This window comes from Botrimarina colliarenosi, from assembly GCF_007859955.1.
GTDB classification, from domain to species: domain Bacteria; phylum Planctomycetota; class Planctomycetia; order Pirellulales; family Lacipirellulaceae; genus Botrimarina; species Botrimarina colliarenosi.
Genome location: NZ_SJPR01000001.1, coordinates 375,519 through 401,091, shown reverse-complemented (window position 1 = coordinate 401,091; position 25,573 = coordinate 375,519). Strand labels below are relative to the sequence as shown.

At 66.5% G+C, this 25,573-nt stretch carries 24 protein-coding genes; 11 read left to right on the top strand and 13 right to left on the bottom strand.

Annotated features, from left to right (window positions below; genetic code table 11):
* The first annotated feature begins 149 nt into the window (after nt 1–149).
* Both purM and Pla108_RS01630 read left to right on the top strand, forming a co-directional pair.
* The gene (gene purM, locus Pla108_RS01640; protein WP_146442039.1) at nt 150–1,184 is read left to right on the top strand and encodes a phosphoribosylformylglycinamidine cyclo-ligase; all 1,035 of its coding nucleotides are present in this window, start codon (nt 150–152) and stop codon (nt 1,182–1,184) included.
* A 253-nt stretch (nt 1,185–1,437) separates the two neighbouring features.
* A complete protein-coding gene (locus tag Pla108_RS01630; RefSeq protein ID WP_146442036.1) occupies nt 1,438–1,926 on the top strand; it encodes a hypothetical protein in 489 nt (162 codons plus the stop codon).
* Between the two features lie 4 nt (nt 1,927–1,930).
* Here Pla108_RS01630 and Pla108_RS01625 read toward each other — a convergent pair whose 3' ends face one another.
* The 3 genes from Pla108_RS01625 to Pla108_RS01615 form a co-directional block, all read right to left on the bottom strand.
* Nucleotides 1,931–2,524: a Uma2 family endonuclease gene (locus tag Pla108_RS01625; protein ID WP_146442033.1), complete on the bottom strand. Its 594-nt coding sequence runs from the start codon at nt 2,522–2,524 to the stop codon at nt 1,931–1,933.
* A 29-nt stretch (nt 2,525–2,553) separates the two neighbouring features.
* The gene (locus Pla108_RS01620; RefSeq protein ID WP_146442030.1) at nt 2,554–4,497 is read right to left on the bottom strand and encodes a protein-disulfide reductase DsbD family protein; all 1,944 of its coding nucleotides are present in this window, start codon (nt 4,495–4,497) and stop codon (nt 2,554–2,556) included.
* A 190-nt stretch (nt 4,498–4,687) separates the two neighbouring features.
* Nucleotides 4,688–5,695: a phosphotransferase gene (locus tag Pla108_RS01615; protein ID WP_146442027.1), complete on the bottom strand. Its 1,008-nt coding sequence runs from the start codon at nt 5,693–5,695 to the stop codon at nt 4,688–4,690.
* 196 nt (nt 5,696–5,891) lie between these two features.
* Here Pla108_RS01615 and Pla108_RS01610 point away from each other — a divergent pair, with 196 nt between their 5' ends.
* From Pla108_RS01610 to Pla108_RS01600, 3 genes are all read left to right on the top strand, one after another.
* The gene (locus Pla108_RS01610) at nt 5,892–8,771 is read left to right on the top strand and encodes a zinc-dependent metalloprotease (protein ID WP_197526138.1); all 2,880 of its coding nucleotides are present in this window, start codon (nt 5,892–5,894) and stop codon (nt 8,769–8,771) included.
* Nucleotides 8,772–8,844: 73 nt separating this feature from the next.
* Nucleotides 8,845–9,192: a P-II family nitrogen regulator gene (locus Pla108_RS01605; protein WP_146442021.1), complete on the top strand. Its 348-nt coding sequence runs from the start codon at nt 8,845–8,847 to the stop codon at nt 9,190–9,192.
* A gap of 129 nt (nt 9,193–9,321) precedes the next feature.
* Nucleotides 9,322–9,678, top strand: a complete 357-nt coding sequence (locus tag Pla108_RS01600; RefSeq protein ID WP_146442018.1) for a hypothetical protein — start codon at nt 9,322–9,324, stop codon at nt 9,676–9,678.
* Here Pla108_RS01600 and Pla108_RS01595 read toward each other — a convergent pair.
* The 9 genes from Pla108_RS01595 to Pla108_RS01555 all read right to left on the bottom strand — a co-directional run bounded on the left by Pla108_RS01595 (nt 9,657) and on the right by Pla108_RS01555 (nt 18,957).
* Complete coding sequence (locus Pla108_RS01595) at nt 9,657–10,592, bottom strand: hypothetical protein (protein ID WP_197526137.1); 936 nt, start codon at nt 10,590–10,592, stop codon at nt 9,657–9,659. The genes Pla108_RS01600 and Pla108_RS01595 overlap by 22 nt on opposite strands.
* A gap of 62 nt (nt 10,593–10,654) precedes the next feature.
* A complete protein-coding gene (locus Pla108_RS01590; RefSeq protein WP_146442011.1) occupies nt 10,655–10,834 on the bottom strand; it encodes a DNA gyrase inhibitor YacG in 180 nt (59 codons plus the stop codon).
* Nucleotides 10,835–10,920: 86 nt separating this feature from the next.
* Complete coding sequence (locus Pla108_RS01585; protein ID WP_146442006.1) at nt 10,921–11,232, bottom strand: FmdB family zinc ribbon protein; 312 nt, start codon at nt 11,230–11,232, stop codon at nt 10,921–10,923.
* A gap of 79 nt (nt 11,233–11,311) precedes the next feature.
* Complete coding sequence (gene grpE, locus Pla108_RS01580; RefSeq protein WP_146442003.1) at nt 11,312–11,887, bottom strand: nucleotide exchange factor GrpE; 576 nt, start codon at nt 11,885–11,887, stop codon at nt 11,312–11,314.
* 26 nt (nt 11,888–11,913) lie between these two features.
* Nucleotides 11,914–13,083 carry a molecular chaperone DnaJ gene (gene dnaJ, locus Pla108_RS01575; protein WP_146441999.1) on the bottom strand — a complete coding sequence of 390 codons (1,170 nt, stop codon included), beginning with the start codon at nt 13,081–13,083 and terminating at the stop codon, nt 11,914–11,916.
* Nucleotides 13,084–13,330: 247 nt separating this feature from the next.
* Nucleotides 13,331–14,950, bottom strand: a complete 1,620-nt coding sequence (gene groL / locus Pla108_RS01570) for a chaperonin GroEL (RefSeq protein WP_146441996.1) — start codon at nt 14,948–14,950, stop codon at nt 13,331–13,333.
* 144 nt (nt 14,951–15,094) lie between these two features.
* Nucleotides 15,095–15,397 carry a co-chaperone GroES gene (gene groES, locus Pla108_RS01565; RefSeq protein ID WP_146441993.1) on the bottom strand — a complete coding sequence of 101 codons (303 nt, stop codon included), beginning with the start codon at nt 15,395–15,397 and terminating at the stop codon, nt 15,095–15,097.
* A gap of 136 nt (nt 15,398–15,533) precedes the next feature.
* Entirely contained in the window at nt 15,534–17,249 is a 1,716-nt protein-coding gene (gene groL, locus Pla108_RS01560; RefSeq protein ID WP_197526136.1) for a chaperonin GroEL, read from the bottom strand.
* 421 nt (nt 17,250–17,670) lie between these two features.
* Nucleotides 17,671–18,957 carry a Y-family DNA polymerase gene (locus Pla108_RS01555; RefSeq protein ID WP_146441990.1) on the bottom strand — a complete coding sequence of 429 codons (1,287 nt, stop codon included), beginning with the start codon at nt 18,955–18,957 and terminating at the stop codon, nt 17,671–17,673.
* Nucleotides 18,958–19,048: 91 nt separating this feature from the next.
* On the opposite strand from Pla108_RS01555, the gene Pla108_RS01550 reads away from it, so the two are divergent.
* Nucleotides 19,049–19,462, top strand: coding sequence for a GlcG/HbpS family heme-binding protein (locus tag Pla108_RS01550; protein WP_146441987.1), 414 nt, complete (start codon nt 19,049–19,051; stop codon nt 19,460–19,462).
* A 118-nt stretch (nt 19,463–19,580) separates the two neighbouring features.
* Here the strand turns inward: Pla108_RS01550 and Pla108_RS01545 are convergent, their stop codons facing one another.
* Nucleotides 19,581–20,720, bottom strand: a complete 1,140-nt coding sequence (locus tag Pla108_RS01545) for an LptF/LptG family permease (RefSeq protein WP_197526135.1) — start codon at nt 20,718–20,720, stop codon at nt 19,581–19,583.
* Nucleotides 20,721–20,830: 110 nt separating this feature from the next.
* Here Pla108_RS01545 and Pla108_RS01540 point away from each other — a divergent pair, with 110 nt between their 5' ends.
* The 5 genes from Pla108_RS01540 to flgG all read left to right on the top strand — a co-directional run bounded on the left by Pla108_RS01540 (nt 20,831) and on the right by flgG (nt 25,560).
* Nucleotides 20,831–21,580: a ComF family protein gene (locus Pla108_RS01540; RefSeq protein WP_146441980.1), complete on the top strand. Its 750-nt coding sequence runs from the start codon at nt 20,831–20,833 to the stop codon at nt 21,578–21,580.
* Between the two features lie 164 nt (nt 21,581–21,744).
* Nucleotides 21,745–22,788 carry a DUF502 domain-containing protein gene (locus Pla108_RS01535; protein WP_146441977.1) on the top strand — a complete coding sequence of 348 codons (1,044 nt, stop codon included), beginning with the start codon at nt 21,745–21,747 and terminating at the stop codon, nt 22,786–22,788.
* Nucleotides 22,772–23,728, top strand: a complete 957-nt coding sequence (gene hemC, locus Pla108_RS01530; RefSeq protein ID WP_146441974.1) for a hydroxymethylbilane synthase — start codon at nt 22,772–22,774, stop codon at nt 23,726–23,728. Before Pla108_RS01535 ends, hemC begins: the two co-directional genes overlap by 17 nt.
* A gap of 170 nt (nt 23,729–23,898) precedes the next feature.
* Nucleotides 23,899–24,657, top strand: a complete 759-nt coding sequence (locus Pla108_RS01525; protein WP_146441971.1) for a flagellar hook-basal body protein — start codon at nt 23,899–23,901, stop codon at nt 24,655–24,657.
* Nucleotides 24,658–24,756: 99 nt separating this feature from the next.
* Nucleotides 24,757–25,560, top strand: coding sequence for a flagellar basal-body rod protein FlgG (gene flgG / locus Pla108_RS01520; protein ID WP_146441968.1), 804 nt, complete (start codon nt 24,757–24,759; stop codon nt 25,558–25,560).
* Nucleotides 25,561–25,573 lie beyond the last annotated feature (13 nt).

The following is a 25,573-nucleotide window of genomic DNA, read 5'->3' as shown; positions in this document are numbered from 1 at the left end:
CCGCCCAGATCGGGAGGGGGGGATCGCAACGCGGCGTCGAACACGGAGAATCAGCCGTCGTTGACGCGTCGCGGACCGACCAAGGTGGTCCCCGCATGCCCCGAGAGACCCGCCCTTTTCGCCTTCCCGCAGAGCAGACCCGGAACGAGATGGCCCTTTCCTACAAGGATGCCGGCGTCGACCTCGACGTCTACGAAGAGTCGATGTCGCGGCTCCCGCGGCTGATGCGGCGGACCCACACCCCGCGCGTGATGCCGCTGGAAGGGGGGTTCGCGGGGCTGTTCCGGCTCGACTTCGCCGGCAAACTCTTCGCCCGCCAGTACCGAGATCCGGTGCTCGTCTCGTGCACCGACGGCGTCGGCACGAAGCTCAAGGTCGCCCAGATGGTCGGCCGGCACGACACGGTCGGCGTCGATCTGGTGGCGATGTGCGTCAACGACGCCCTCTGCTGCGGCGCCGAGCCGCTGTTCTTCCTCGACTATATCGCGATGGGGAAGGACGACCCCGAGCGGCTCGAGCAGGTGGTGAGCGGCATCTCGGACGGCTGCGTGTCGAGCGACTCGGCCCTCATCGGTGGCGAGACCGCCATCATGCCCGACCTGTACGGACCCGATGACTACGACTTGGCGGGCTTCTCGGTCGGCGTGGTTGAACGCCACCGGCTGATCGACGGCGCGAAGATCGGCCCGGGCGACGTGGTGATCGGGATCGCCTCGAGCGGCCTGCACTCCAATGGCTACAGCCTCGTCCGAAAAATCGTGTTCGAGGCCGCCGGCCTGTCGCCCGACGACACGGTCGCCGAGTGCGACGGCGCGACGGTCGCCGACTTGCTGCTGACGCCCACCCGCATTTACACCGTGCCGGTCCGCCGCGTCCTGGGGCACTACCGCAAGAAGCAGGTGGTGCACGGCATCGCCCACATCACCGGCGGTGGCCTGCGCGAGAACCTCGAGCGGATCCTGCCGACAGGAGTATCGCTGGCGATCGACGAAGGAAGCTGGCCCGTGCCGCCGGTGTTCACGTGGCTGCAGAAGCTGGGCGACGTGGCCGATGACGAGATGGCCCGCGTCTTCAACTGCGGCGTCGGTTTGGCGATGGTCGTGAGCGAGCACTTCGCCGAGAGCATCGCGAGCCAACTTACCGAGCTGGGCCTCGATAACTGGGTCATCGGTCGAATTAGTTAGTCTCGCGCAGAGACGCGGAGACGCAGAGGAGTTTGAAGCGTCATCTCACTTTGCGCCTTCGCGCCTTCGCGCCTTCGCGCCTTCGCGCCTTCGCGCCTTCGCGCCTTCGCGCCTTCGCGCCTTCGCGCCTTCGCGCCTTCGCGCCTTCGCGTGAAATCAATGTGGAAAAAGTAGACTCACGCCAAGGCGCAAAGGCGCAAAGTGTTTTAAATCTAAAGAACTCTCTGCGCCTCCGCGTCTCTGCGCGAGTCTTATGGACGACGACCTCGAGCTCACCGCCTACCACGAAGCGGGCCACGCCTTCGTTGCGGCCTACGCCGGCGGGCGGGTGCGGCGCGTCACCCTCGAGCCCGATTGGGACGACGGCCCCAGCCGCTATGGCGACACCGAGGTCGCCTGGTCGCGGCGGCGGTTCACGCCGAAGGAATTGGCCGAGAAGCTCGTCCTTGTCGCGCTCGCCGGCCCGGTGGCGGAGATGATCTACCGGGGCGAACCGTTGCACCCCGCCCTCGTGGCCGAGTGGCGGCACGATTGGGGGCAGGCGTGGGACGAAGCGGCGATCGTCGTTCCTGATGAGCGGCGCCGCACGCAGTGGCTCGAAGCCCGCATTGTGGGCCTTCACGGCTTACTGACGGATGACACCCACTGGGAAGCCGTGGCCGGTGTGTCCGACCATTTGCTGGCGCACGAGACGCTCGACGAGGCGATGTTCGCCGAGGTCATTGCGACGTGGCTCGGCTAAACCGTCATTCCCCGAAGACGTCGCCAACGCGAACCTTGATCTGCGGGAATGCCAGAGGCGTCACGGTCGCATCGCCATCGAAGGAAGCGATTTTCTGATATCCCGCAGGCGACGGCTCGCGATGAACAATCATCGTCTTCGCGTTGATGTCAGCGATCCAGTATTCGGGGATGCCGGCTTCGGAATAGGCCGTCGCTTTCTCTGTTTGGTCGCGTTTCAACGACGACTTGGCTACCTCGACGACAAGATCAATCTCGTCAGCACGCGGATAGCGCTTTCTCTGCTCCGATCCTCCCTGACGCACTAAGACGAAGTCGGGATCGTAAACATGAAGTTTGCCAATCGGGATCGTTCCCTGAACGAACAGGAAGTGGGTGTCCCAAGCCGCCTGGAAGAGTCGATTTAGGTAAACGACTTCCCAGGTGTGCTCTTCTCCGGCCGGCGCCATCTCGGTGATTATCCCATCGATGAGTTCAACACGATCGTCCTCTGTGAGGATCCCTGTCCGAATCATCTCGATGTACTGATCCGCCGTGAACCGCTTCACGGGGAAGGTTGGCACGATGGGTTCGAGCGGCGTCGAGACAGAAGTGTCCATGGCGCTAATCTTACCTCATGAGCCGTCGTTTAGCGAAAAGTCGCCGAAGTCGCCTCGCCGATCTCGATCTCGGGCATCACCGTCGCCGCCGCGTTGCTCTGGGTAGCGCCGGCTTCGGCGAGGGCTTCGAGCAGCTGCCGCTCGGTGATCAGGTCGGGGAGCAGGATCGGCTCGTTGGGACGGTCCGCCGGGAAGATCGCCAGGAAGGGGATGCTGCGGCTGCCGAATGCCTCGAGCGTCTCGCGGATCGCCGGGCCACGGTCGGACCAGTCGGCCAGCAGGGGCGTGACGTTATTCGCCTCGACGACTTGCTTGACGCGCTGGGTGTTGATCGCCAAACGCGAATTCACCTGACAAGTCGCGCACCAGTTGGCCGTGAAATCAACCAGGATGGTCTCGCCCTTGGTCTTGGCGGCGGACAGCTTCTCCGGCGTGAACGGCCGCCAAGCGAGCTCGTAGTCGCTGGGTCCCATCTGCGTAAACGCGACGATGCCGATCAAACCGGCTGTCGCCAACCCGCCGAGCCACGCCGTCGATTTCTTACCGGTGCTGGCGGTGATCGGCGTCGAACCAATCCACCAGCAGGCGAACGCGACCGCGACGAGCGTCGCCAGCATGGGCATCCGCTGCTCCTCGGACACCAGCCACACCAGGTAGACAACCGTCGCCATCAGAACGAAACCCATCAATTGCTTGAAGGTCTCCATCCAAGCGCCGGGCTTCGGCAACGACTTCACGAGACTCGGGAAGACGCCGATCAGCAAGTAGGGCGACGCCATCCCCAATCCGATCGCGCCAAAGATCAGGAACGTGATCGCGGTGGGTTGACCCAGCGTGAAGCCGATCGCCGGTCCCAGGAACGGCCCGCTGCATGGCGTCGCCAGCACGGTCGTGAACACGCCCTTGAAGAAGGCGCCGGCGTAGCCTTCTTTCTGCTGCAACTTGTTGGCGCCGCGGCCACCGGCGAAGCCCGGGATCGGGATTTCCCAAACGCCCAGAAAGCTGAGCGCCATCGCGAACACGAAGACGACCATCCCGATCTTGAACCAGCCGTAGGTGAACAGCTCACCCCACCCATATCCGGCGAACGCCGCCAGTGCCGCCAGCAGGATAAACACGCTCATCAACCCCGCCGTGTAGGCGAGGTTCATCGCCAAGACCTTGCCGCGTTGGTGACCCGCCTGCTCGGCGAACGACAGCACTTTCAAACCAATCACCGGCAGCACACACGGCATCAGGTTGAGGATCAGGCCGCCGACAAACGCCGCGCCGAGGATTGGCAGGAGGCTGGTGAGCGTCACCGCCTTAGGTGGCGGCGATGTCGCCGTGCCGGTCAACGGCGACTCCCCCGGCACAAGCGGCTGGGTCGGTTGCGGCCCTTCGCTTGCGCCAAAGGGAATGGCGCCTGGTTCGACCTGCTCTGCCGTGAACGTCGCCCCATCAATGGCGTGGCAGGCGGTCTCGGTGCAGGCCTGCATGTTGGCGACGCCAGATACCGTCAGCGTCGCCGGATCGACGCCCGCTGGCAGCTCGATCGGCGCCCGCCAGGTGACGGTGCCGAAGTGCTCTTCGATGGGCAGGCCGACCCAGATCTCTTGATCGACGTGCGTCTTGGGCGCCGGGTCGGCGACCCAGGGGCCGGCGAGGCGGGCGCTGCTGGGGGCGTTTAGTTTAAGGCTGGTCCGCTGTGGGCCGCCCGGCGGTTGGGTGACTGAGAAAATGTGATAGCCCTCGGCGATCTTGGCGGTTACCTCGATCATCGCCGGGGCGCCGTTGCCGGCCGGAGCGAATCGGGCGCCGAGCTTCACTAGATCGGCCGTATCGACCTCGCCGGCGAGCGGATCGAACCCGAACTCGCCACCGCCAACCCCAAACGCGCCACCACTTGGGTCGAACTGCAGCTGCGCCGCAGCCGGCGCGGCGACCAACGCCACCAGGAAGAGGGGGAGAATTAACGGGCGGGCGAGCGTCATCGGACGAGACTCCAGGAGGCCAGCGCCAAATGGCGGCGGCTTGAGCGGTGGTAGGGCATTCTAGGCAGGCGGAGACTATCCCAGCCAATGCCCCTTCGACGCAACGCCGCTACCGACGGTTCGCCGTCGAGCACCATGGGTCGCCCACGCCCCCGTGGAGGGTGCGTTAGCTCACGGTTGTCCCAGCGAATCACGGTTTACCCAACCGAGACGCAATCGACCGCAGCCGCCCGCGGACGAGCTCGCTATCGCTCGGTGCGCCGACGCCCGATTCGCCGAGCCAGCGGAGCCAATTGGCCGCCGAGAGGACCGCCCCGGCAAGGTCGAGGGCCGCCACCGCCCTCCGGTCGAGGTGTTGCCCGCTGGCTGTTTCGTAGCAGCCAACCACGTAGTCGCGGCGTTCGGGGTAGTCGCGGCGTTCGGGATCGCCCGCCGCCCACTCGCCGGCCAACCTCGCAACATCTGCTAGCACCGAATCACGCCGCATCGCCCCGAAGTCGACGAGACCGGCGAGAACCCCCCGTTCGACGAGAAAGTGCTCGGGCCGGGCATCGCCGTGGACCGGCTGGCGGTCGCAAGGCAGCGTGGCGAACGGTCGGAGCGCCGATGCCGCTGCTACGGCTGCCGCGGGAAGTCGACGTGCGATGGGTTCGAGTTCGGGCCACGCCCCTGCCAGCTCTCGACTGATTGGCGGGTTCGTCGGCAGCGAGGCGACCCGGTCGAACCGCTCGGCAAAGGGTGACGACGCAGGCGGTATGGACCCCGCGCCGTTGGCGAGTTGCCCGTCGCCGCTTGCGAGTTGATGGTGAAATCGAGCCAGGCCCTCCGCCGCCACGCTGATCTCCGCCTCGAGGGCGTCGCCCGCTGCGACCGGTTCGCCCGGCATCCAGGGGGCCGCCTCCCAATGGCCGACGGCGCCCTCCCGCCACTCAACACCCCAAGCAATCGGCGCGGCGACAAAAGCTAAGCCGGAACTCTTCGCCGCTCTGAGCGTATTAATAATCCAGGTAAGATGTTCGGGATCGACGCCCGCCCCCCACCAGCGGACGGCGTAGGCGTCGCCGCCGCGGCTGACGCGCCAGACCGACGCCCGGCTCAGCCCGCCCGACGCTGGCGCCCAAGCCGCGGCCGGCCCGGTCGGTTCGCGGGGGAACAACCGTTCTTCGATCGAATTGCGGATCGTTTCGGGTAGTCGCATTACGACGGGTCCGTTCGGCCTGTAACGCCCAGGAAGCTTGCGCGGGTCGAGCAAACAAGGCACAATGGGGTATACTTCGGGACTCCCGCAGGCGGCCCCGCGTCCTATTATTCAGTTGGCGCCAATCCTAACGACCGTCCCCAACGCCGCAGCGTCGCGCCGGTCTGCAGCCCTCCCCCTCGGTTCGAGCCCCACTATGTCGCTTGTTTCGTTCCGCCGACACGCCTTTCGCGCGCTCTCGGTCGTTGCCGTTTTGGTTGTTGCCGCCGGTCCGCTGAATCGGGCCCGCGCCGACGAGACTAAGGCTGCCGAGGAGAAGAGCGACGACGCCAAGGCCGCGACGCCGGTCTCCGCCGAGGCGAGCGATTCGAAAGACGCCTCGAAGTCGTCGAGCAGCGATTCGTCGAGCGACTCGAAGCCGAAGTACCCGCCGCTCTCCAAGGTCCTGGCGGACACCAAGAAGGTCGAGGGCCTGATCACCCTGCACCAGTCCGACACCAAACTCTACGCCGAGCTGAAGTCGTCCGACCTCGATAAGGACTTTGTCGTCCTGATTACGATCGCCAAGGGCATCGGCCAGCTGCCGCTGCTGGGCGGCTACAGCTGGAACTACGACGACAACTGGGTCTGGCAATTCCGCAAAGAGGGCGACAACATCCACGTCGTCCGCCGCAACGTGCGGTTCAAGGCGAAGTCGGGCACGCCGACCGCCGAAGCGGTGAAGCTCGCCTACACCGACAGCATCCTCTTCAGCCTGCCGATCGCGACGCGTGGCTCGGGCGGTTCGTACCTCGTCGACCTCTCGGCGGTCTTCTTCACCGACCTGCCACAGATCAGCCAGGTGCTGCCCGGCTTCTCGTTCAATCGCCAGCGGAGCAGTTGGTCCGAGGTGCGGGGCTACCCGAAGAACGTCGAGATCCAGGTCGCCGCGACCTACGCGTCGAGTGGTTACGTGTACCTCGAGACCGTCGCCGATTCGCGGGCCGCGACGATCAACGTGCACTACTCGATCAGCCGCCTCCCCTCGACCGACTACAAGCCGCGTGAGGCGGACGACCGTATCGGGTACTTCCTGACCGCCGTGAAGGACTTCTCCAAAGAAGACCCCGACGACCGCTTTGTCCGCTACATCAACCGCTGGAACCTGCAGAAGGTCGACGAGTCGGCCGAAATCTCGACGCCCAAGCACCCGATCAAGTTCTGGCTCGAGAAGACGATCCCCTTCGCCTACCGCAAGCCGATCCGTGACGGCCTCGAAGAATGGAACAAGGCCTTCGAGAAGGCCGGCTTCTACAACGCCATCGAGGTCGAACAGCAGCAGAACGACGCCGACTGGGACCCGGGCGACATCAACTACAACACGTTCCGCTGGATCACCTCTGGCGCCGGCTTCGCGATGGGCCCGTCGCGCGTCAACCCGATGACGGGCGAGATCCTCGACGCCGACATCATTTTCGACGCCGACTTCCTCCAGTTCTGGAAGCAGGAGTACGAGTACTTCACGCCGCAAGGGATCGAGCTGCTGACCGGCGGCCCGATCGAGCTGGAGAGCTACTACGCCCAGCAAGAGGCGCTCCCCGCCCGCCTGCGCGCCCACAGCCACGACGGCCGCTGCAGCTGCAACCTGCTCGGCGGCGCGTCGCGGCAGTTCGCCTTCGCCGCCACCATCGCCGCGACACGCAAGCGCTCGTCGGACGACCTCGACAAGCTCATCAACCAAGGCCTCAAAGAGGTCACGATGCACGAGGTGGGCCACACCCTAGGCCTGCGGCACAACTTCAAGGCGAGCACGCTCCACTCGATCGAGGAGGCGCTCGACGTTGAGAAGGTCCGCAAGGAGGGCCTTGTCGCGTCGGTGATGGACTACGCGCCGGTGTTCCTGGTCCCCGAGCGGATGAAGCAGGGCGACTTCTACACCACGACCATCGGCCCCTACGATTACTGGGCCATCGAGTACGGCTACAAGCCGCTCAAGGATGAGAAGAAGGGGCTCGCCGAGATCGCCGCCCGCAGCGGCGAACGCGGGCACGCCTTCAGCACCGACGACGACACCCGTGGCATCGACCCCGACCCGCACAGCCGCCGGTTCGACTTCGGCGACGACCTCGTCGAGTACGCCAAGATCCAGGCCGAGCTTGTCGCCGAATCGATGCCGCGCATCATCGAGGACATGGTCGACGAGGGCGAGGGCTACCAGAAGGCCCGCCAGGCCTTTGGCGTGCTGCTCAGCACCCACATGAACTCGGTCTTCAACGCGTCTCGCTATGTCGGCGGTCTCTATGTCAGCCGCTCGCACAAGGGTGACGCCGACGCGCCCGATCCCTTCAAGTTGGTTGACGGCAAGCAGCAACGCGAGGCGCTGCAGCTGGTTTCCGACCAGATGTTCAGTGACAAGCCCTTCGACATCCCGGCGAGCCTCTACAACAAGATGCTCCCGTCGCGGTGGTCGCACTGGGGGGCCGACGACACGTCGCGGATCGACTACCCGGTCCACGCCACGATCCGTCTGCTGCAGGACCGGACCCTCGACCAGTTGATGGGGTCGTTGACGCTGACGCGGCTGCACGACAACGAGATGAAGGTCGCCGAGGACGACGCCAACGCGATGACCGTCGCCGACCTGCTGACAACCCTCAGCGGCTCGATCTTCGCCGAACTGAAGGACGTGAAAGAGGACGCCGAATACACCAACCGCAAGCCGTTGGTGAGCAGCCTCCGCCGCAACCTACAACGGAGCTACCTGGCCCGGCTGGCCCGTTTGGCGCTCGACCGCACCTCGGCGCCGGAAGACTGCCAGACGCTCGCCTACGCCGAGTTGGCGGACCTCAAGAAGGAGATCGACCTCGTTCTGGAGGACGAGCCCAAGCTCGACCGCTACAGCGAGGCGCACCTCCGAGAGGCGTCCGACCGCATCCGCAAAACGCTCGAGACCGACCGGGTCTTCGAGCAGGCGGGCGGCGGGTCGCTGCTGAACTTCTTGATGATGGGCAAGGAGCCCGCCGCCGAGGCGGCCCGCGACCTCAGCGGCGGGGCGCCGTTGTCGGCCGTGGCGCCGCAGGGTTACCCTAGGCCGTAACGGGAGTGGCCCGTGGCGGGGAGCGGCCCCGCAGCGGGCTCGGCGAACCCCCAGCGCAGCGGTTGACTCTCTCATGAAACTTATCATCGCGGTGATCCAGCCGACCAAGCTGGAGGCGGTCCAAGAAGCGCTCGCCTCGATCGGCGTGACGCGGCTCACGGTCGCCGACGCGATGGGTTTCGCCCGCCAACGGGGCCATATTGAGACCTACCGCGGCCACGAGTACGAGTCGCACTTGTTGCGGAAGGTCGAGCTTCAGATCGCTGTCAACGACGACTTCGTCGAGCAAACGATCCGCTGCCTCGAAGAGCACGCCCGCACGAGCAAAGAAGGGCACATCGGCGACGGCAAATTGCTCGTGCTGCCGATGGACGCGGCGTACCAGATTAGCGACGGGCTGGCGGGGCCGGGGGCGATTTAAGACCGGTGATCTAGTCCGTCGTCCTGGCGCTCCTCGCACTTCGTGCTGAGGCTCGAAGCCCGCCGGCGCCCATCACACTCCATTACTCATCGACTTTGAGCCCCAGCACGCAGTGCGGGGAGGCCCCACATGACCGCTCTGCTTGTCACGACCGACCTGATGGCGACCTCCGCCGCCGACGGCGCCGCGGCTCAGGCGGGCGTCAGGTTACAGACGGTCGCCCCCAATGCCGCGGCGGGAGCTGCCGACGAGACAACACGGTTCGTGGCGCTCGATCTCACGGCGAAGGTCGCCGACCTGCCCGGTTGGATCGCGGCGGTTCGAGAGTCGGCGCCGCAGGCGACGCTCTTGGCTTACGGCCCCCACGTGCACGAGGCGAAGCTCAACATGGCCCGTGAGAGCGGCTTCGACCACGTTGTCAGCCGCGGCCATTTCTACAAGCAGATGACCGAGTTGCTGAAGGCCTACGCGTCGCCGGCGGGCTGAATGATCTCGTCCATCGGCTGGCCATCGACTTGCCGTCGGAGCACTAGGTAGATCGCGGTCGACGCGGTGAACAGGTAGGCGGGATAGAAGCCCCGCACCGCATGGATCGCCACGCGGTGCAACAGCTCGAAGCGGTCAGCTAACTCGACCGGCGGCTCGACGTCGAGGAGCGGTTGCAGAACGCTCACCCCGCCGGCGATTAGTAGTTCGACGAGCGTCCCCGCGACAAGGCCCAGGGCGGTCGCAACAACGACGCACCACACGAGCAGCAGCACACGTTGGGTCGTATAAGCGAACATCCGGCTGGCGGCATCGAAGGCGTCGGCGTCGTCGATCACGATGGCCGCCATCGCAAGGGGCGATCCGACCGCAGCGATGGCCAGGAGAGCCGCCAACGGCAACGCCCCCAGCCACCAAGCAAGCGGCATGAGAAACGACGCCGGCGTTGACAACAGCGACGAGCCCATCGCCAACCCGCAGAGCCAGAGCGACATCGCCAGGAACGCGGCGGGAAGCAGCACCAGCGTGAGCGCGCCCAACAGACGCGGCCAGCGGGCCAACGCCCGCCGCAGCGTGGCGAACGACCGACGGTTCTCCCCCTTCGTCAGCTCGGCCGCCGACAAAGCGACGATCAGCAGCCCGAGGATCGACCAACCGCCGAGCCGCAGCGCGTTCCAGCCAAGCGAGCCGCCATCGTTCCAAGAGGTTGCGACCCGCCATGCGGCGCCCCACGCATTGTGCACATTGAGAGCGGCCGGCAAGAGATTGGCGCCGTTCCATCCGAAGAGCACCGACCCGAGGGCGGCGATCACCAGCGGCCAGCCGAGTGTCGCTCCGGGGGCACGCAGCAGCAGGGTCCACGGCGCCACCGCCAACCAGTCCACTTCGCGGACGACGTCCGTGCGGCGGGGCAACTCGTCCTGTGCCATAACAGTCTTAGGAGGCGGAGCTTAAGCGGCGGAGGGCGTCGCGGGACTCAGGACAGGCTGAAGGGCCAGTCGTTCGCCGCGTCGCTGTCAGGGTCGGCGTCCTGCGGCATCGAGTAACCCTCGTCAAGCCAACGCCCCAGGTCGATCGTCTTGCAGCGGTCGCTGCAGAACGGCATCGCCTTCGATTCGGCGGGGTCGAACTCTTTTTCACAGAGGGGGCAGCGCATGGTAGGGTCCGCTGTGCGGACCGTTCTCATGGGTAGTGTGTGACGAATAGGGTTCAAGCAGCGAACCACGGTCCGCACAGCGGAGCCTACTTCTTGGGCTTCTTCGCTTCTTTCTTCGGCTCGCTCTTGCTCTCGGACTTTGACTCTGACTTAGAGTCGCTGGACTTCGGCTCGCCCGACTTCTTGTCCTTCTCCGCGGCCTTCTTGTACGAGTCGCTGCGGTAGTCGGTCTCGTAGAAGCCCGAGCCCTTGAAGACTACCGCCGCCCCCGTGCCGAACAGCCGGCGGAGTTTCGATTTGCCGCACTCGGGGCACTTCTTCTTCACCGAGTCGTTGATCGACTGAAAGAGCTCGAACTCGTGGTCGCACGCGTCGCAGACGTAGTCGTACGTGGGCATGTTGGGGGGGCAGTTGTCAGTGGTCTGTCGTCGGTTGTCTCGGTCGTAGTCCGCGACGGACTACGGACAACTGGCCAACTCAGCTCGCCGGTCCGGAGGAAACAATCACCTGGGCGGCCCGTACGACGCGGTCATGCAGTTTGTAGCCGGTTTGCACCGCCATGACGATCGCGCCCGAGGGGATCTCGTCGGAGGGCTGCTGGAGGATCGCCTCGTGCAGCGACGGGTCGAACTCGGTGCCCGGCGTCGTCTCGACCGGCTGGCAGCCGTTTTGAGCGAGCGCCATAACGATTTGGTCCCGCACCATCCGGAAGCCGTCGGCGAGCCCGGCCGTCTCTTCCACGCCGGTCTTGTTGGCGGCCTCCAGCGCGCGGTCGATGTTGTCGATCGCCGGGATCAGGTCGCGGGCGACGCCCATCGCGCCGTACCGGCGGGTCTCTTCCACTTCGCGCCGCGACCGAGTGAGCACGTTCTGCAATTCGGCCTGCATGCGGAGGTTGCGGTCCTCCGCTTCGCGCAGTTTGTCTTCGAGCGACGGGGCCGTCTCGTTCCCTTCGGGCTCGCTGACGAAGTCAATCGTCTCGGCGGCCGTGTCGTTGGCCGCGGCCTGTTCGGCGGCGAGGGCGTCGTCGATGTCGTTGGGGTTTTCAGCCATGGCGTTTTATCGCTTCTTCGCGGGTTCTAGTTGTCGCTTGATTTGGCGGCGGCGAGGGACGCTTCGGCGTCGTCGTTTTCGCCGACAAAGTAGTCCCTCAGCTGCTGGAAGAAGCTCTTTCGCTGCGGCGCCACGTTCTTGTGTTCGAGCTGGGCCAGCTCACGGAGGAGCCGTTCTTCTTCGGGCGAGATCTTCTTGGGGACTTCGATGGTGACCTGCACGAGCAGGTCGCCGAGGCCGTGGCGCCGCGGGTCGGGCATGCCGCGACCGTCGAGCTTAAAGACGTCGCCCGACTGGGTGCCGGGCGGCAAAGTCACCTCGTCGCGGCCGTCGAGTGTCGGCACCTCGAGCTCGCACCCGAGGGCTGCCTGCGTGTAGGTGATCGGCACGCGGACGATCAGGTGCTGCCCCTCGCGGTCGAAGAGCGGGTGGCTCAGCACGCTGATGAAGCAGTAGCAGTCGCCGGCCGGGCCGCCGTCGGGGCTCGGCTCGCCTTGGCCGTTGATCCGCACACGGGTGCCGTCGTCGACGCCGGCCGGGATGCGGACCTCGGTCTCGACGGTCTTGAGCCGTTGGCCCGTCCCGCGGCAGGGGCGGCACGGCTTGCTGACAGTGCTGCCGGCGCCGTGGCACGCGGGGCAGGTGGTCTGCATCCGGATGATGCCGGCCGACTGGATGACGCGGCCGTGGCCGCCGCAGTAGCCACACGTCTGCCGTTCGCTGCCGGGCGCGGCGCCCGAACCGCTGCAGTCGTCGCAAGGCTCGTGGCGTTGGAACTCGACGGTCTTGGTGACCCCTTCGGCCGCCTCGTGCAGCGTGAGCGTCACGTCACAGCGGACGTCACGCCCGGCGCGGGACCGCCCGCGGCCGCGGCCGCCGCCGCCGCCGAACATGTCACCAAACATGTCGCCGAACGCCGAGAAGATGTCCTCCACATCGGAGAAGCCCTGCCGCCCGCCCGCCTGGCCGTTGACGCCGGCGTGGCCGAAACGGTCGTAGCGTGAACGCTTCTCCGAGTCGTTGAGGACTTCGAACGCCTCGGCGCATTCCTTGAAACGCGAAATGGCCTCGTCATCGCCGGGGTTCTTGTCCGGGTGGTACTGGATCGCCAGCTTGCGATAAGCGGTGGCGATCGTCGTCCCGTCCGCGTCGCGGGAGACGCCAAGCACTTCGTAGTAGTCTCGCTGCGTGGCCATTCAAGCAGGGGCTCGGTTGGGATCCACGGATGAAGCAAAACTGCTTTGTGGGAGGGGTCTCCAGACCCCGATTGCGGTGTCCTGGCCAAATACGCATGGTGCGCGTAATCGGGGTCTGGAGACCCCTCCCACAAAATCAGCGTTTACCCGTGTCTATCGGTGGTTCCGATTCTTCCTGTCTAGCGAACCGGGCCACGCGCCCTTGCGGCGGTGGCCCGGCGTCACAGTCGTTGCTTGCGGTCGCGGCCTAGCGGACGCTGCCGAGCACGCCGCGTTTGGCGTCGTCCTTCGAGTCGAAGTTCGTGACCAGCGCCTCGGTCGTGAGGAGCAGGCCGGCGATCGACGCGGCGTTGGTGATGGCCGTCTTGACGACCTTCGCCGGGTCGATGATGCCCGCCTTGAACATGTCGACATACTCGCCGGCGTTGGCGTCGTAGCCGATGTTCTTGCCCTTCTGCAAGACATTGTCTGCGATGACGCTGCCGTGCAGGCCGCCGTTGCTGGCGATCTGCTTGATCGGGGCGTCGAGGACCCCCAGCACGATGTCGATGCCGATCTTCTCGTCGCCCTTAGCGGACGAACGGGCGGCCTCGAGGGCCTCCTTGCTGCGGAGCAACGCGACGCCGCCGCCGGGGAGAATCCCCTCTTCGACGGCCGCCCGCGTGGCGTGCAACGCGTCTTCGACACGGGCCTTCTTCTGCTTCATGTCGGCTTCGCTGCTGGCGCCGACCGAGATGATCGCGACGCCGCCGGTGAGCTTCGCAAGGCGCTCTTGGAGCTTCTCCTTGTCGTACTCGCTGGTCGAGGTCTCGATCGTCCGACGGATCTGGTCGATCCGCTTCTTGACGTCGTCGCTCTTGCCTGCGCCCTGGACGATGGTGGTCGCTTCCTTGTTGGCGCTGACCTTCTTCGCCCGGCCGAGGTGCTCTAGCGTGACGCTCTCGAGCTTGACGCCGAGGTCCTCGCTGATGAGCGTGCCGCCGGTGAGGGTGGCGATGTCGCCGAGCATCGCCTTACGACGGTCGCCGAAGCCGGGGGCTTTTACAGCACAGACGTTGAGCACGCCGCGGAGCTTGTTCACGACCAGGGCCGCCAGGGCTTCGCCCTCGACGTCCTCGGAGATGATCATCAGCGGCTTGCCCTTCTGGCTGACCGCCTCGAGGACCGGCAGCAAGTCACGCAGCGAGCTGATCTTCTTCTCATGGATCAGCAGGTAGCAGTCCTCGAGGACCGCTTCCATCGCGCCTTGATCGGTGATGAAGTAGGGCGACAGGTAGCCCTTGTCGAACTGCATGCCTTCGACGAACTCGAGCGTCGTGTCGGTCGTCTTGCCCTCTTCGACGGTAATGACGCCGTCCTTGCCGACCTTCTCCATCGCGTCGGCCAAGAGATCGCCGATCACGCGGTCGTTGTTGGCGCTGATGGCGCCGACCTGGGCGATCTCTTCCTTGCTGCTGACCGCTTTCGAGACACTATCGAGGTGCTCGCAGACCGCCTGGGCGGCCTTCTCAATCCCGCGACGCACGGCGGTCGGGTTGCTGCCGGCGACGATGTTGCGGGCGCCTTCCTTGAGGATGGCGCGGGCGAGGACCGTGGCGGTCGTCGTCCCGTCACCGGCGAACTTGCTGGTCTTGTCGGCCACTTCGTGAACGAGCTTGGCGCCCATGTTCTCGAAGGGGTCTTCCAGCTCGATCTCCTTGGAGACCGTCACGCCATCCTTGGTGACGGTGGGACCGCCGAACGACTTGTTGATGATCACGTTGCGGCCGGTGGGGCCCATCGTGACCGCCACCGCATCCGCGAGCTTATCGACGCCGGCGATCATCTTCGCCCGCGCGGCGTCGTCGAACATGAGTTGTTTGGCCATTTTGGCTCCTGTGTGATATCAGCCGGGGGCGGGCTGGTAAGCGTGGTGGTGTCGAGGGACGAGGGGCTAAGGGACGCGGGACGAGGGTTGGCATGAGGACAAGTTCCCTCGTCCCGCGTCCCTCACCCCTCGCCCCTACCGCCGTCAGGCGGTGACCTTCGCCAGGATGTCCGACTCGCGGAGGATCTTGAACTCGTCGCCGTCGATCTCGACCTCCGAGCCGCCGTACTTGCCGTAGATCACTTCGTCGCCGATCTTCACCGACAGCTCGCCACGGGCGCCGCTGTCGAGCAACTTGCCGACGCCGACGGCGACGACCTTGCCACGCTGCGGCTTCTCACGGGCCGAGTCCGGCAGCACGATGCCGCCGGCGGTGACCTCTTCCGCCTCTAGCGGTGAAACAACAACACGGTCGTCCAGCGGACGGAGCTTGATGCCCTTGGCCATGGATTGGGTTCCTTTGTAACGGTGTATTTAGTGCTTCTTCGAAGCAAGTAGTCAGTGATCAGGTATCAGTCGTCAGGAAGTGCGGGGCGGGGGCCAATCGTCAACGGACGACCGACCAGCTGATCCCGGGCTCCTGCTACATCATGCCACCCATGCCGCCCATTCCAGGCATGCCACCCATGCCGCCCATGCCGCCCATGCCGCCGCCCATTCCGCCCATGCCACCCATTCCGTGGTCATGGTCGTGGCCGCCGGCGCCGTCGTCGTCGTCGGACGGGGCGTCGGTGATGAGCGACTCGGTCGTCAGCAGCAGGGCCGCGACGCTGGCGGCGTTTTGCAGAGCGGTGCGGACCACCTTGGCCGGGTCGATGACGCCGGCGGCGACGAGGTCGACGTAGGTGTCCTTGTCGGCGTTGTAGCCCTCGGTCTTGCCCTTGAGCTGGCGGACACGGTTGACGACGACGGCGCCGTCGACGCCCGCGTTCTCAGCGATGCAAGAGAGCGGGTAACTCAGCACGTTCTTGACGATCGTGGCGCCGAGCTTCTCGTCGCCGGTGAGGTCCAGCTTGTCGACCGCTTTCTCGGACCGCAGCAGAGCGACGCCGCCGCCGGGGACGATCCCCTCTTCGAGGGCCGCGTGCGTGGCGGCGCGGGCGTCGTCGAACAGGTCCTTGCGTTCCTTCATCTCCGACTCGGTCGAGGCGCCAACCTTAATCTGGGCGACGCCGCCGGCGATCTTGGCGAGCCGCTCTTGGAGCTTCTCGCGGTCGTAATCGGAGTCGGTGTTCTCGATCTCGGCGCGGATCTGGTCGGCGCGGCCCTGGATGGCGTCCTTCGAGCCGGCGCCGCCGACGATCGTCGTGTTGTTGGAGCCGACAATCACCTTCTTGGCGCGGCCAAGGTCGGTCAGCTGAACGCCGTCGAGCTTGATGCCGAGGTCCTTGAAGATCGCCGAGCCGCCGGTGAGGGTCGCGATGTCGCCGAGCATCGCCTTGCGGCGGTCGCCGTAACCGGGCGCCTTCACGGCACAGACGCTGACGATGCCGCGGAGCTTGTTGACGACCAGGGTGGCGAGCGCCTCGCCCTCGACGTCCTCGGCGATAATCAGCAGCGGCTTGCCGCTCTTGCTGACCGCTTCGAGCAGCGGCACCAGCAGCTTGGCGCTGGAGATCTTCTCTTCGAAGACGAGGATCTGACAGCCTTCGAGGACTACCTCCATGTCGTCTTCGTCGGTGACGAAGTGGGGCGACAGGTAGCCGCGGTCGAACTGCATGCCCTCGACCACCTCGACGGTGGTCTCCGAGCCGCGGCCTTCCTCGACGGTGATGACGCCGTCTTTGCCGACCTTGCTGAAGGCGTCGGCGAGGACCGCGCCAATCGTCGGGTCGTTGTTGCCGGCGATCGTGGCGATGTGCTGCAGCGACTTCTTGTCCTTGACCTCGATCGGGTCGGCCGACTTGAGGATCGCGGCGCTGACGGCTTCGACCGCCTTGCTGATGCCTCGCTGCAGCGCCATCGGGTCCGCCCCGGCGGCGAGCATCTTGAGGCCTTCGCGGAAGATCCCTTCGGCGAGGACGGTCGCCGTGGTGGTTCCGTCGCCGGCGACGTCGTTGGTCTTGCTGGCCGCTTCCTTGACGAGCTGGGCGCCGAGGTTCTCGTAGGGGCAGTCGAGATCGATGTCCTCGGCGACGGTGACGCCGTCCTTGGTCACCTTGGGGGAGCCCCAGCCCTTGTCGAGCACCGCGTTGCGGCCACGGGGGCCGAGCGTGCTCTTTACGGCGCGGGCGAGCTTTTCGACACCGGCGGCCAGGGGCCGGCGGGCGTCATCATCAAAAACCATCTGCTTTGCCACGGCGAAAACCTCCGGCTGGAAGAAAGTGGCTGGAATATCGAGATTGATCGTTCAGCGACGCCCCTGCCGGCTCGGCGAGTCAGCGGGGGCGGGGTGTGCGGGTTTCGAAACGCTGCGGCTTACGAAGCCGAGGCTTCCGGAGCGGGGGGCGCCAGAATTGGCAGGCGCACCCTCTCCGACACCCTGTTGAGCAACCACCGTGCCAGCGACCCCTCCAGCGGCAAAACCCGCAGAAAAACAGGGCTGTCCGTTAGCGACGGCATGGCGGGCCCGGTCGGGCTGCCAAATTGGCGCCGCCCTTCGGCACTCCTCCCCTCGCTGCTCCCCGCTTCAACCCTGAGCCTCCGGCGGGAGCCGGGGGGAGCTTTCGACCGACACCACCCCGGCTTGCGCCGGGGGCTCAGGGTGGCTCGGTGAGGGGTTATGGGGTCGGGTCTCGCTCGGGCTCGAGCTCGGGGATGTGCGAGAAGGCGATCCGCATGGGGGCCGAGTCCCGGGTCTCGTGCATCGAGGCGAAGTACATCGAGCCGGCGCCGAAGGCGGCGTTCACCGCGTCCATCGTCCGGGCCGCCTGCGTCGCCTGCCGCTCCTCGGCGAAGAGCGGCAGCACCATCCCGCCGGCCGGCTCGAGCTTCCAGAGCGACAGCGAGACCTTGAGCGGCGTCGCCGCCAGATCGTCGGCGCTCCGCAGCCGCCACGCCGTGTCGAGCGCCTTGAGCATCGTCGGTGTGTCGCTGCAGCGAGCCAGATTGACCCGGGCCCGCCATTTCCCGCCGCGGGCGCCGCCGCCCCGATCGCCGACATAGCGGACGCCGAACTCGATCCGGCGGGCGACGTATCCCAGCTTCCGCAGCCGGGCGGCCGCCTTGTGGAGCAGCCGAACAAGCACGCCGCGGGCGCCCTCGTCGGTCCGGAGCTCTGGCGCCAGCACGTGCGAATGGCCGACGGTGCGGCGATGCGTGGCCCGCTCGTCGGCTTCCTCGCCCCGCAGCCAGTGCCACCAGAGGGCGCCGACGCGGCTTCCCCAGACCTCAACCAGCGCGTCGCACGACAGGCCGCAGAGCTGGCGGGTGGTCCGCACGCCGCGCTCCGCCAGCCGCCGCTGCATGTTGGCGCCGATGCCGGTGAACTCCCGCAACTCGAGGGCGTAGAGCCGCCGCGGCAGTTCTTCGCGGGTGATGACCGACAACCCGTCGGGCTTCTTCAGATTGCTGGCGAGCTTCGCCAACAGCCGGTTCGTCGCCAAGCCGACCGAACATCGGAGTTGGGCGCCGACTTGCTCTTTGATGGCGAGCTTGGCCCGCTCGCCGACCTGCCGGGCCCGGTCGACCTCGCGGTCGGGGGGCGACAGCCGGCAAGCCACCTCGTCGATCGAGCAGACCTTTTCGATCGGCAGGACCGTCTCGATCGCGGCGAGGATCTCGTGGTGCAGGCGGACGTAGTCCTCGTGGCGGCCCTTTACCAGGACCAGGCCAGGGCACTGCCGGCGGGCCTGGCCGACATTGGTGCCGGTCTTGATGCCATAGGCCCGCGCCTCGTAGCTGGCGGCGATGCAGCAGGTGGTGTCGGTCATCATCGGCACGACCGCCACGGGTCGGCCGCGCAGCTCGGGCCGCATCTGCTGCTCCGCCGAGGCGAAGAAGGCGTTCATATCGAGAAAGAGCCAATCGACCTGCGGCATGGCGGGCCCCCGATGAAATGAGTACATGCGTACACTATCGACCGGTAGAGCCCCCGTCAATCAACATCTTCTCGTCTTCATCTTTCGGCCAATTCAACTCGTTAAGAAGGATCGCGTTATGCCGTCTGCCGTTGGAATCACCCTCGAACAAGCCCAAGCCGCTGTCACCGCCGCGCACAAGAAGGCGGTCGCCATCGAAACGCTGATGAACATCGCGGTGGTCGACGCTGGGGCGAACCTCGTCGCGTTCGCCCACATGGACGGGGCGTGGCTCGGCTCGATCGACATCAGCCAGAAGAAGGCCCGTACAGCCCGCTACTTCGACATGCCGACCGGCGCGATCGGCGGCCTCTCGCAGCCCGGCGGACCGCTCTTCAATATCGAGCATTCCAACGGCGGCCTGATCACGTTCCCCGGCGGCGTGCCGATCACGGACGCGTCGGGCGAGGTCATCGGCGCGATCGGCGTCTCGGGCAGCACCGTGGAGAACGACCACGCCGTCGCCGAAGCGGGCGCCGCCGCGGTTAAGTAAACGGGCCGAGCCTTCGATAAGCTTCCTGGCAAAGTAAATTCGATCTCTGAGGCGATGGCGCGGGTTCACCCGCCATCGCCTCGGTTTCTTCTTGACTTGCTCGAGAGCAGGTCAGGTCTTACATCCGCAGCGATTCGGCTTGGTAGGCCGCGATCGGCGCGAAGACCATCAGTGGCAACCACGCCCCCAGGGCGGGGCGAATCCAGCCGCCGCCGCCGAGCGCCTGGCCGCCTAGCGTAAAGATGAAGAACGCCGTCACGACCGCGACGCAGAGGCCGATCGCGACGAACGGGTTTCCCGACCCCCGTGCGACGACCAGCGGTAAACCGATCAAGAGCAGCGTCACGTCGAGCAGTGGCTGGACGAGCCGGCTGTGGGCTGCGACCCGCACGTCGGGGCCCAGGTCGGTGCTGGGGTTGGCGAGCTCGTGGATCAGCTCGGAAGTCGAAGCCAGATCACGCCACTTCGAACCCGCAGCGAGCAGCTCGAACGACACGCCGCTGACAACGAACGCCTGGCCCGCTTCGAGCCAGGGGGCGTCGCGTCGCGTCACGATGATCCAGTCCCCTTCTTCATCGGTGAGCGTCGGTTGGTTGTCGATCGCCGCCGGCCGTGTGACGCCCTGCAGCAAGTAGCCGCCGGGCCGCTCGCCGTCGCTTGGCAGGTACGACGCGGTGGCGGCGACAAGTTGATTGCCGTAGACGCCCGAGAGGCGGGGAGGGAGTGCGAAGTTGACGTTCTCGATCGTGCCGATGGCGAGGTTGGCCGACTCGCCGCCGAGGAGGATGTCGGTGACGTTGTCGTAGCGCGGCTTGAGCTCGACCAACCGATCGCCGGACAAGTCCTTGGAGTCGAGCGACAGCTCGTGCCGCAGCCCGGGGAGCACGAACTCGCGCAACGCCGCAGCGCCGAACGCGATGGCGACCGACGCCGCGAGGACCGGCGTGAGCACCTTCAGCCGGGGCACGCCGGCGGCTAGCAGGGCGGTCATCTCGTTGTGGCGCTGGATCCAAGTCACGGTGAACATCGCCGCGATCAGCGTGAGGATGCCACTGGTCTTGTTGAAGAAGCCGAGCGACTGCAGCGCGTAGTAGCGGCCGGCCGAGAGCGCGGCTTCACCGATCGAGACATCGCCTTGCGAGAAGTCGTCCAACCGCCCGAAGGCGTCGATCACCGTGTAGAGCCCCGCCAGGCTGACGAAACAGATCAAGAAGACCTGAACGAACTGGCGGAGAAGATAGCGGTCGATCTTACGCACGGCGGCGGGGTTGCTAGCAGCGGCGAGGGAAGGGGCGGCAGAGGCGCGAGTCTGAGACCGTCGGCCCCGGCGGTCAACACGAGTCCTGCCCGGCTGATTACGCTGGCGCCATGAGCCGTCTGCTCCGCTCCGCCGTCTCGCTTGGCCTCGACCTGGCGTTCCCGCCGACGTGCCCGGCTTGTGGCCGAGGCGTGGCCGACCGTTTGGGAGACGCCAGCGGCTTTTGTGCCGATTGTCTGGCGGACTTGCCGCTGCTACCGGAGCCCGCCTGCCGCCGGTGTGCGACGCCACTCGCGACATCGATATCTCCCCCGGGCGACGACTGCCCCGCCTGCCGCGACGAACGCTGGGCGTTCGACGAGTCGATCGCCCTCGGCGCCTACGATGGCCTGCTGCGGCGACTGGTGCTCGACGGCAAGCGAGCCGTCGGCGAACCCGCCATGCAGGCGCTGGGCCGCCGACTGGCGGGCGTCCATCGCGGGCGGTTAAGTCTGCCGGGCGCCACGGTCGTGGTTCCGACGCCGCAGCATTGGCGCCGCCGGTTGGTCCGCCGGGCCGACGGCGTCGCCGCCCTCGCCGGGGCGCTGGCGGCCGAGTTGAGGCTGCCGGTCGTGTCGGCCCTCCGCCGGACGCGGGCGACACGGCGGCAGACCGCAGTGGCCTCCAGTGACCGCCGGGCGAACGTCCGGGGCGCCTTTGCGGTGCGGCCCCGCACGTCTTTGAAAGAAAAGATGGTGCTGTTGGTCGACGACGTCCTGACGACGGGCTCGACCTGCCATGCGGCGTCCCAGACCCTGAAAAAGGCGGGCGTTGCGCGGGTCGTAGTGGTCGTTGCGGCTAAACGGCTGGGGCCGGCGTAGAGTCGTTCGGTTTACGAGGGCGCCCTCGCGCAGCCTGTGGCGGGTTGCTGATAGCGGTCGATTCCGAAGAATGCTAGCGCAGGGAGTCTGGGTAATCATGACCGGCTACGCCGATCGTTCCGCCTCCCCACCCGCTCGCCGCCCTCCCCCCGCGACCCGCCTCAATGGCTACCCCAACACCCGCCACGCCCGAGCCAGCGCCTCGGTCGCTCGACCCGTTCCGTCGGGCCGTGCTGCGCGGATTGGGCGTGCTGCTGCCGCCCCTGCTGACGGTGGTGATCTTCCTGTGGGTCGGCGGCACGATCTCGCGGTATGTCCTCACGCCGCTCGAAGGGGCGACCCGTTACCTGCTGGTCGAGTACGCTGCCGACATCCGCCAGCCCAAGGATTTCGCGGAGAAGGAGCCCGGCGAGGTGGTGACCGGCGAGATGGTGCGTGACGCGTCGGGGAAGGTCTTCCATCGGGCGGCCGACGGCCTCTACGTCTCGGACCGCGTTTTCACCGAGGTCTCGAAGCGGCTGCGCCAGAGCGAGGCTGCGCCGCAGACCGCCAGCGACTGGGTCCGCCGCTACGTCGACGACGTCTGGCTCGTGCCGTGGATCGTCGTGCCGATCTTCTTGCTGGTCTTCCTCTTGCTGCTCTACACGGTCGGCAAGTTCTTGGCGGCCGGCGTCGGACGCTTTTTCCATGGACAGTTCGAGTCGCTCATCACGCGCGTGCCGCTGGTCAGCAACGTCTACTCGTCGGTCAAGCAAGTCACCGACTTCGCGTTCACCGAGCCGGACATCCAGATCTCGCGGATCGTGGCGGTCGAGTATCCCCGCAAGGGGATCTGGTCGATCGCCTTCGTGACGGGCGAGAGCATGCTCGACATCGAGGCCGCCGCCAACGAACCGGTGATGAGCGTCCTGATCCCGACGTCGCCGATGCCGTTCACGGGGTTCACGATCACGGTCAAGAAGAGCGAGACCGTCGATATGCCGCTGACGCTCGATCAAGCGTTCCAGTTCATCTTCAGCTGCGGCGTCGTCGTGCCGCCGCACCAGATCACCCGGGCAGTCGTCGAGCGCGAACGCCGCTTGGCCGCGGGAGAGCCGCTGGTCGATCTGTCTCCCAAGGCCGCCCGCACGGCCGAAGAGGGAGCCGAGTCCCTCACCGATCCGACGCCTGTCACCGAACCCACGGAAGGGCATGTCTCGCCCGAATGACGCCCCTCTGCGGCTCGGAACACGCGGCAGTCAGCTGGCGCGCTGGCAGGCGGATTGGGTGGCCGACCGGCTCCGACAGCTCGGCCAAGCGGTCGACATCATCGAGATCCGCACCCGCGGCGACGCCCAGCAGACCGGGCCGATCAGCGCGATCGTCGATGGTGACGCCCCCGCTACCGGCGGGCAGGGGGTCTTCACCAAGGAGTTGCAGCGGAGCCTGCTCGATGGCGACATCGACCTGGCGGTGCATAGTCTGAAAGACCTGCCGACTACGCCCGTCGCCGGCCTAGCGGTCGCCGCGATCCCGGAACGGGCGCCGCTGGCGGACGTGCTCGTCTCGGCCGTGGCGACGACGATCGACGGCCTACCACCACGGGCCCGCGTCGGCACCGGCAGCTTCCGGCGCCGCGCGCAGTTGCTCAGCCGCCGACCCGATCTGGTGATTGGCGACCTCCGCGGCAACCTCGACACGCGGCTCCGCAAGCTCGACGACGGCGAGCACGACGCCATCTTGCTCGCCGAGGCGGGGCTCACCCGACTCGGTTGGACCGACCGCCTCGCCGGCCGCATCCCTCCGAGCGAACTGCTGCCCGCGCCGGGGCAGGGGGCGCTGGGCATCGAGTGCCGCACGGACGACGCCGTCACCATCGCCGCGTTGCGGCCGCTCGACGACTTCGCCACCCACGCCGCGGTGACGGCCGAGCGTGCGGCGCTCGCCCGCCTCGAAGGGGGCTGCCTCGCCGCCCTCGGCGCCTGGGGGCGGTGGGAAGCCACGACGCTGCGTCTCTCCGTCGTTGTCTTGAGCGACGACGGCGCGAAGCGGCTCGACGCCGAGACGGCCGGTCCCTGCGCCGACGTCCCCGCCGCTGTCGCTCTTGGCGAGGCGGTCGCCGACGACTTGCTAGCACGCGGCGCCGCGTCGCTTCTCCGCGCCCGCTGAGCGGCGCCAATTGCCGCCGCCCCCTCGGCAGAATCGGCCGATCGGCGCCTTCTGCGCTGCCGGATCGACGCGAACTCTCGTGTTTCGCGGCGTCAGCGGGTTTGGCGCCGCACCTGCATAGGGAGGACTCGCCAGCAGGGGGGCAATCCTGCTAGCAACCGCTGAATCGGATGTCCTACGGCATGTACCTCTCCGCCGAAGGGGCTAAGGCCCAGTCGAGACGGCTCGAGGTAATCTCGAACAACATGGCCAACGTCAACACGGTCGGCTTCAAGCCGGACGTGGCGATTTTTCAGGCCCGCTTCGCCGAGGCGATCCAGCAGGGTGACGTTGCTCCCGGCATGAAAGGCCTCCCCGACATCGGGGGCGGCGTCAAAACCATCGAGACGCGGACCTCGTTCGCTCCCGGCAAGCTCGAGCGGACCGGCAACAGCGGTGACGTCGCGATCCTCGGCGACGGCTACTTCGCTGTCGAGCCGGAGACCGGCGACAAGCCGCTGCTCAGCCGCGCCGGCTCGTTCCGTGTCGACGCCCAAAACCGCCTGGTGATGGCCGACTCGGGCCGCCCCGTCCTGTCGGCGGGCGGCGCGCCGGTCTTGCTCGATCCGACCCAGACCTACGCGATCACCGCCGACGGCTACGTCGAGCAAGGGGACGAGCAGACCCCGCTGGCGCTCGTGAAGCCCAACTCGAACGACGACCTCCAGAAGATCGGCGGCAACCTGTTCGAGTCGCGGGCCGAGGTGTTCCCCGTCCCCGCGGCGCAGCGCGAGGTGGCCCAGGGCTTCCTCGAGATGTCGGGCGCCAACTCGACCGAACAGATGATGCAGCTCATCGAGACCAACCGGGCGTTCGAAGCGAACACCCAGATGATCCGCCACCAAGACACCGCGACCGGCAGCCTCATCAGCCGCCTGCTGGGGGCTTAACGCCCGCTGAGACCTGAGGATTGAGGGTTTGGAGCCTTCGCCTCGATCCGCCGGCGCAACCCTCACTTTACCTGACACCTCAAGCCTCAAGCCTTTCCCATGGCCTTCCAATCTCTCTACACCGCCGCGACCGGCATGCAGGCGATGGAGATGAAGCTCGATGTCATCTCCAATAATCTGGCGAACAACAACACAACCGCCTTTAAGCGGGACCGCGCCAACTTCGAGGACCTGCTCTACCGCCAGTACCGCCTGCCCGGCTCGCAAGACACCGACGGCAATATCACCTCGACCGGCGTCGATGTCGGTCTCGGTGTGCGGGTCTCCAGCACGCAAGCCGACTTCGACCAAGGCTCGTTCCAGAACACGGGGAACGAACTCGATATCGCCATCGAAGGGCGTGGCTTCTTCGAGGTCACCGGCCCCGGCGGCGAGCGGCTCTACACCCGCGCCGGCAACCTGGGCGTCAACGCCAACGGCCAACTAGTAGTGGGCTCGGCGACGTTGGGCTACCAGCTCAACCCGGCCGTCACGATCCCACAGGAAGCGACTTCGGTCGTCATCGATCCGACCGGCGAGGTCCGCTACTCGCAAGCCGGACAAGAGACCTACACGACGGCTGGCACCATGACGCTGGCGACGTTCATCAACCCGGACGGGCTGATGAAGATGGGCGACAACCTGTTCGCCGCGACCCCGGCGTCGGGCCCCGTCAACAGCGGCCAAGTGCCCGGTCAACAGGGCGTTGGTTTCATCCAGCAGGGCTTCCTTGAAGCCTCGAACGTCGAACCGACCACCGAGCTGATCGACCTGATCAACACGCAGCGGAGCTTCGAGCTCAATTCGCAAGTGATCCGCGCCGGCGACGAGATCATGCAGCTTGTTTCGAACCTCCGTCGTTAAGAACTTGCTCCGT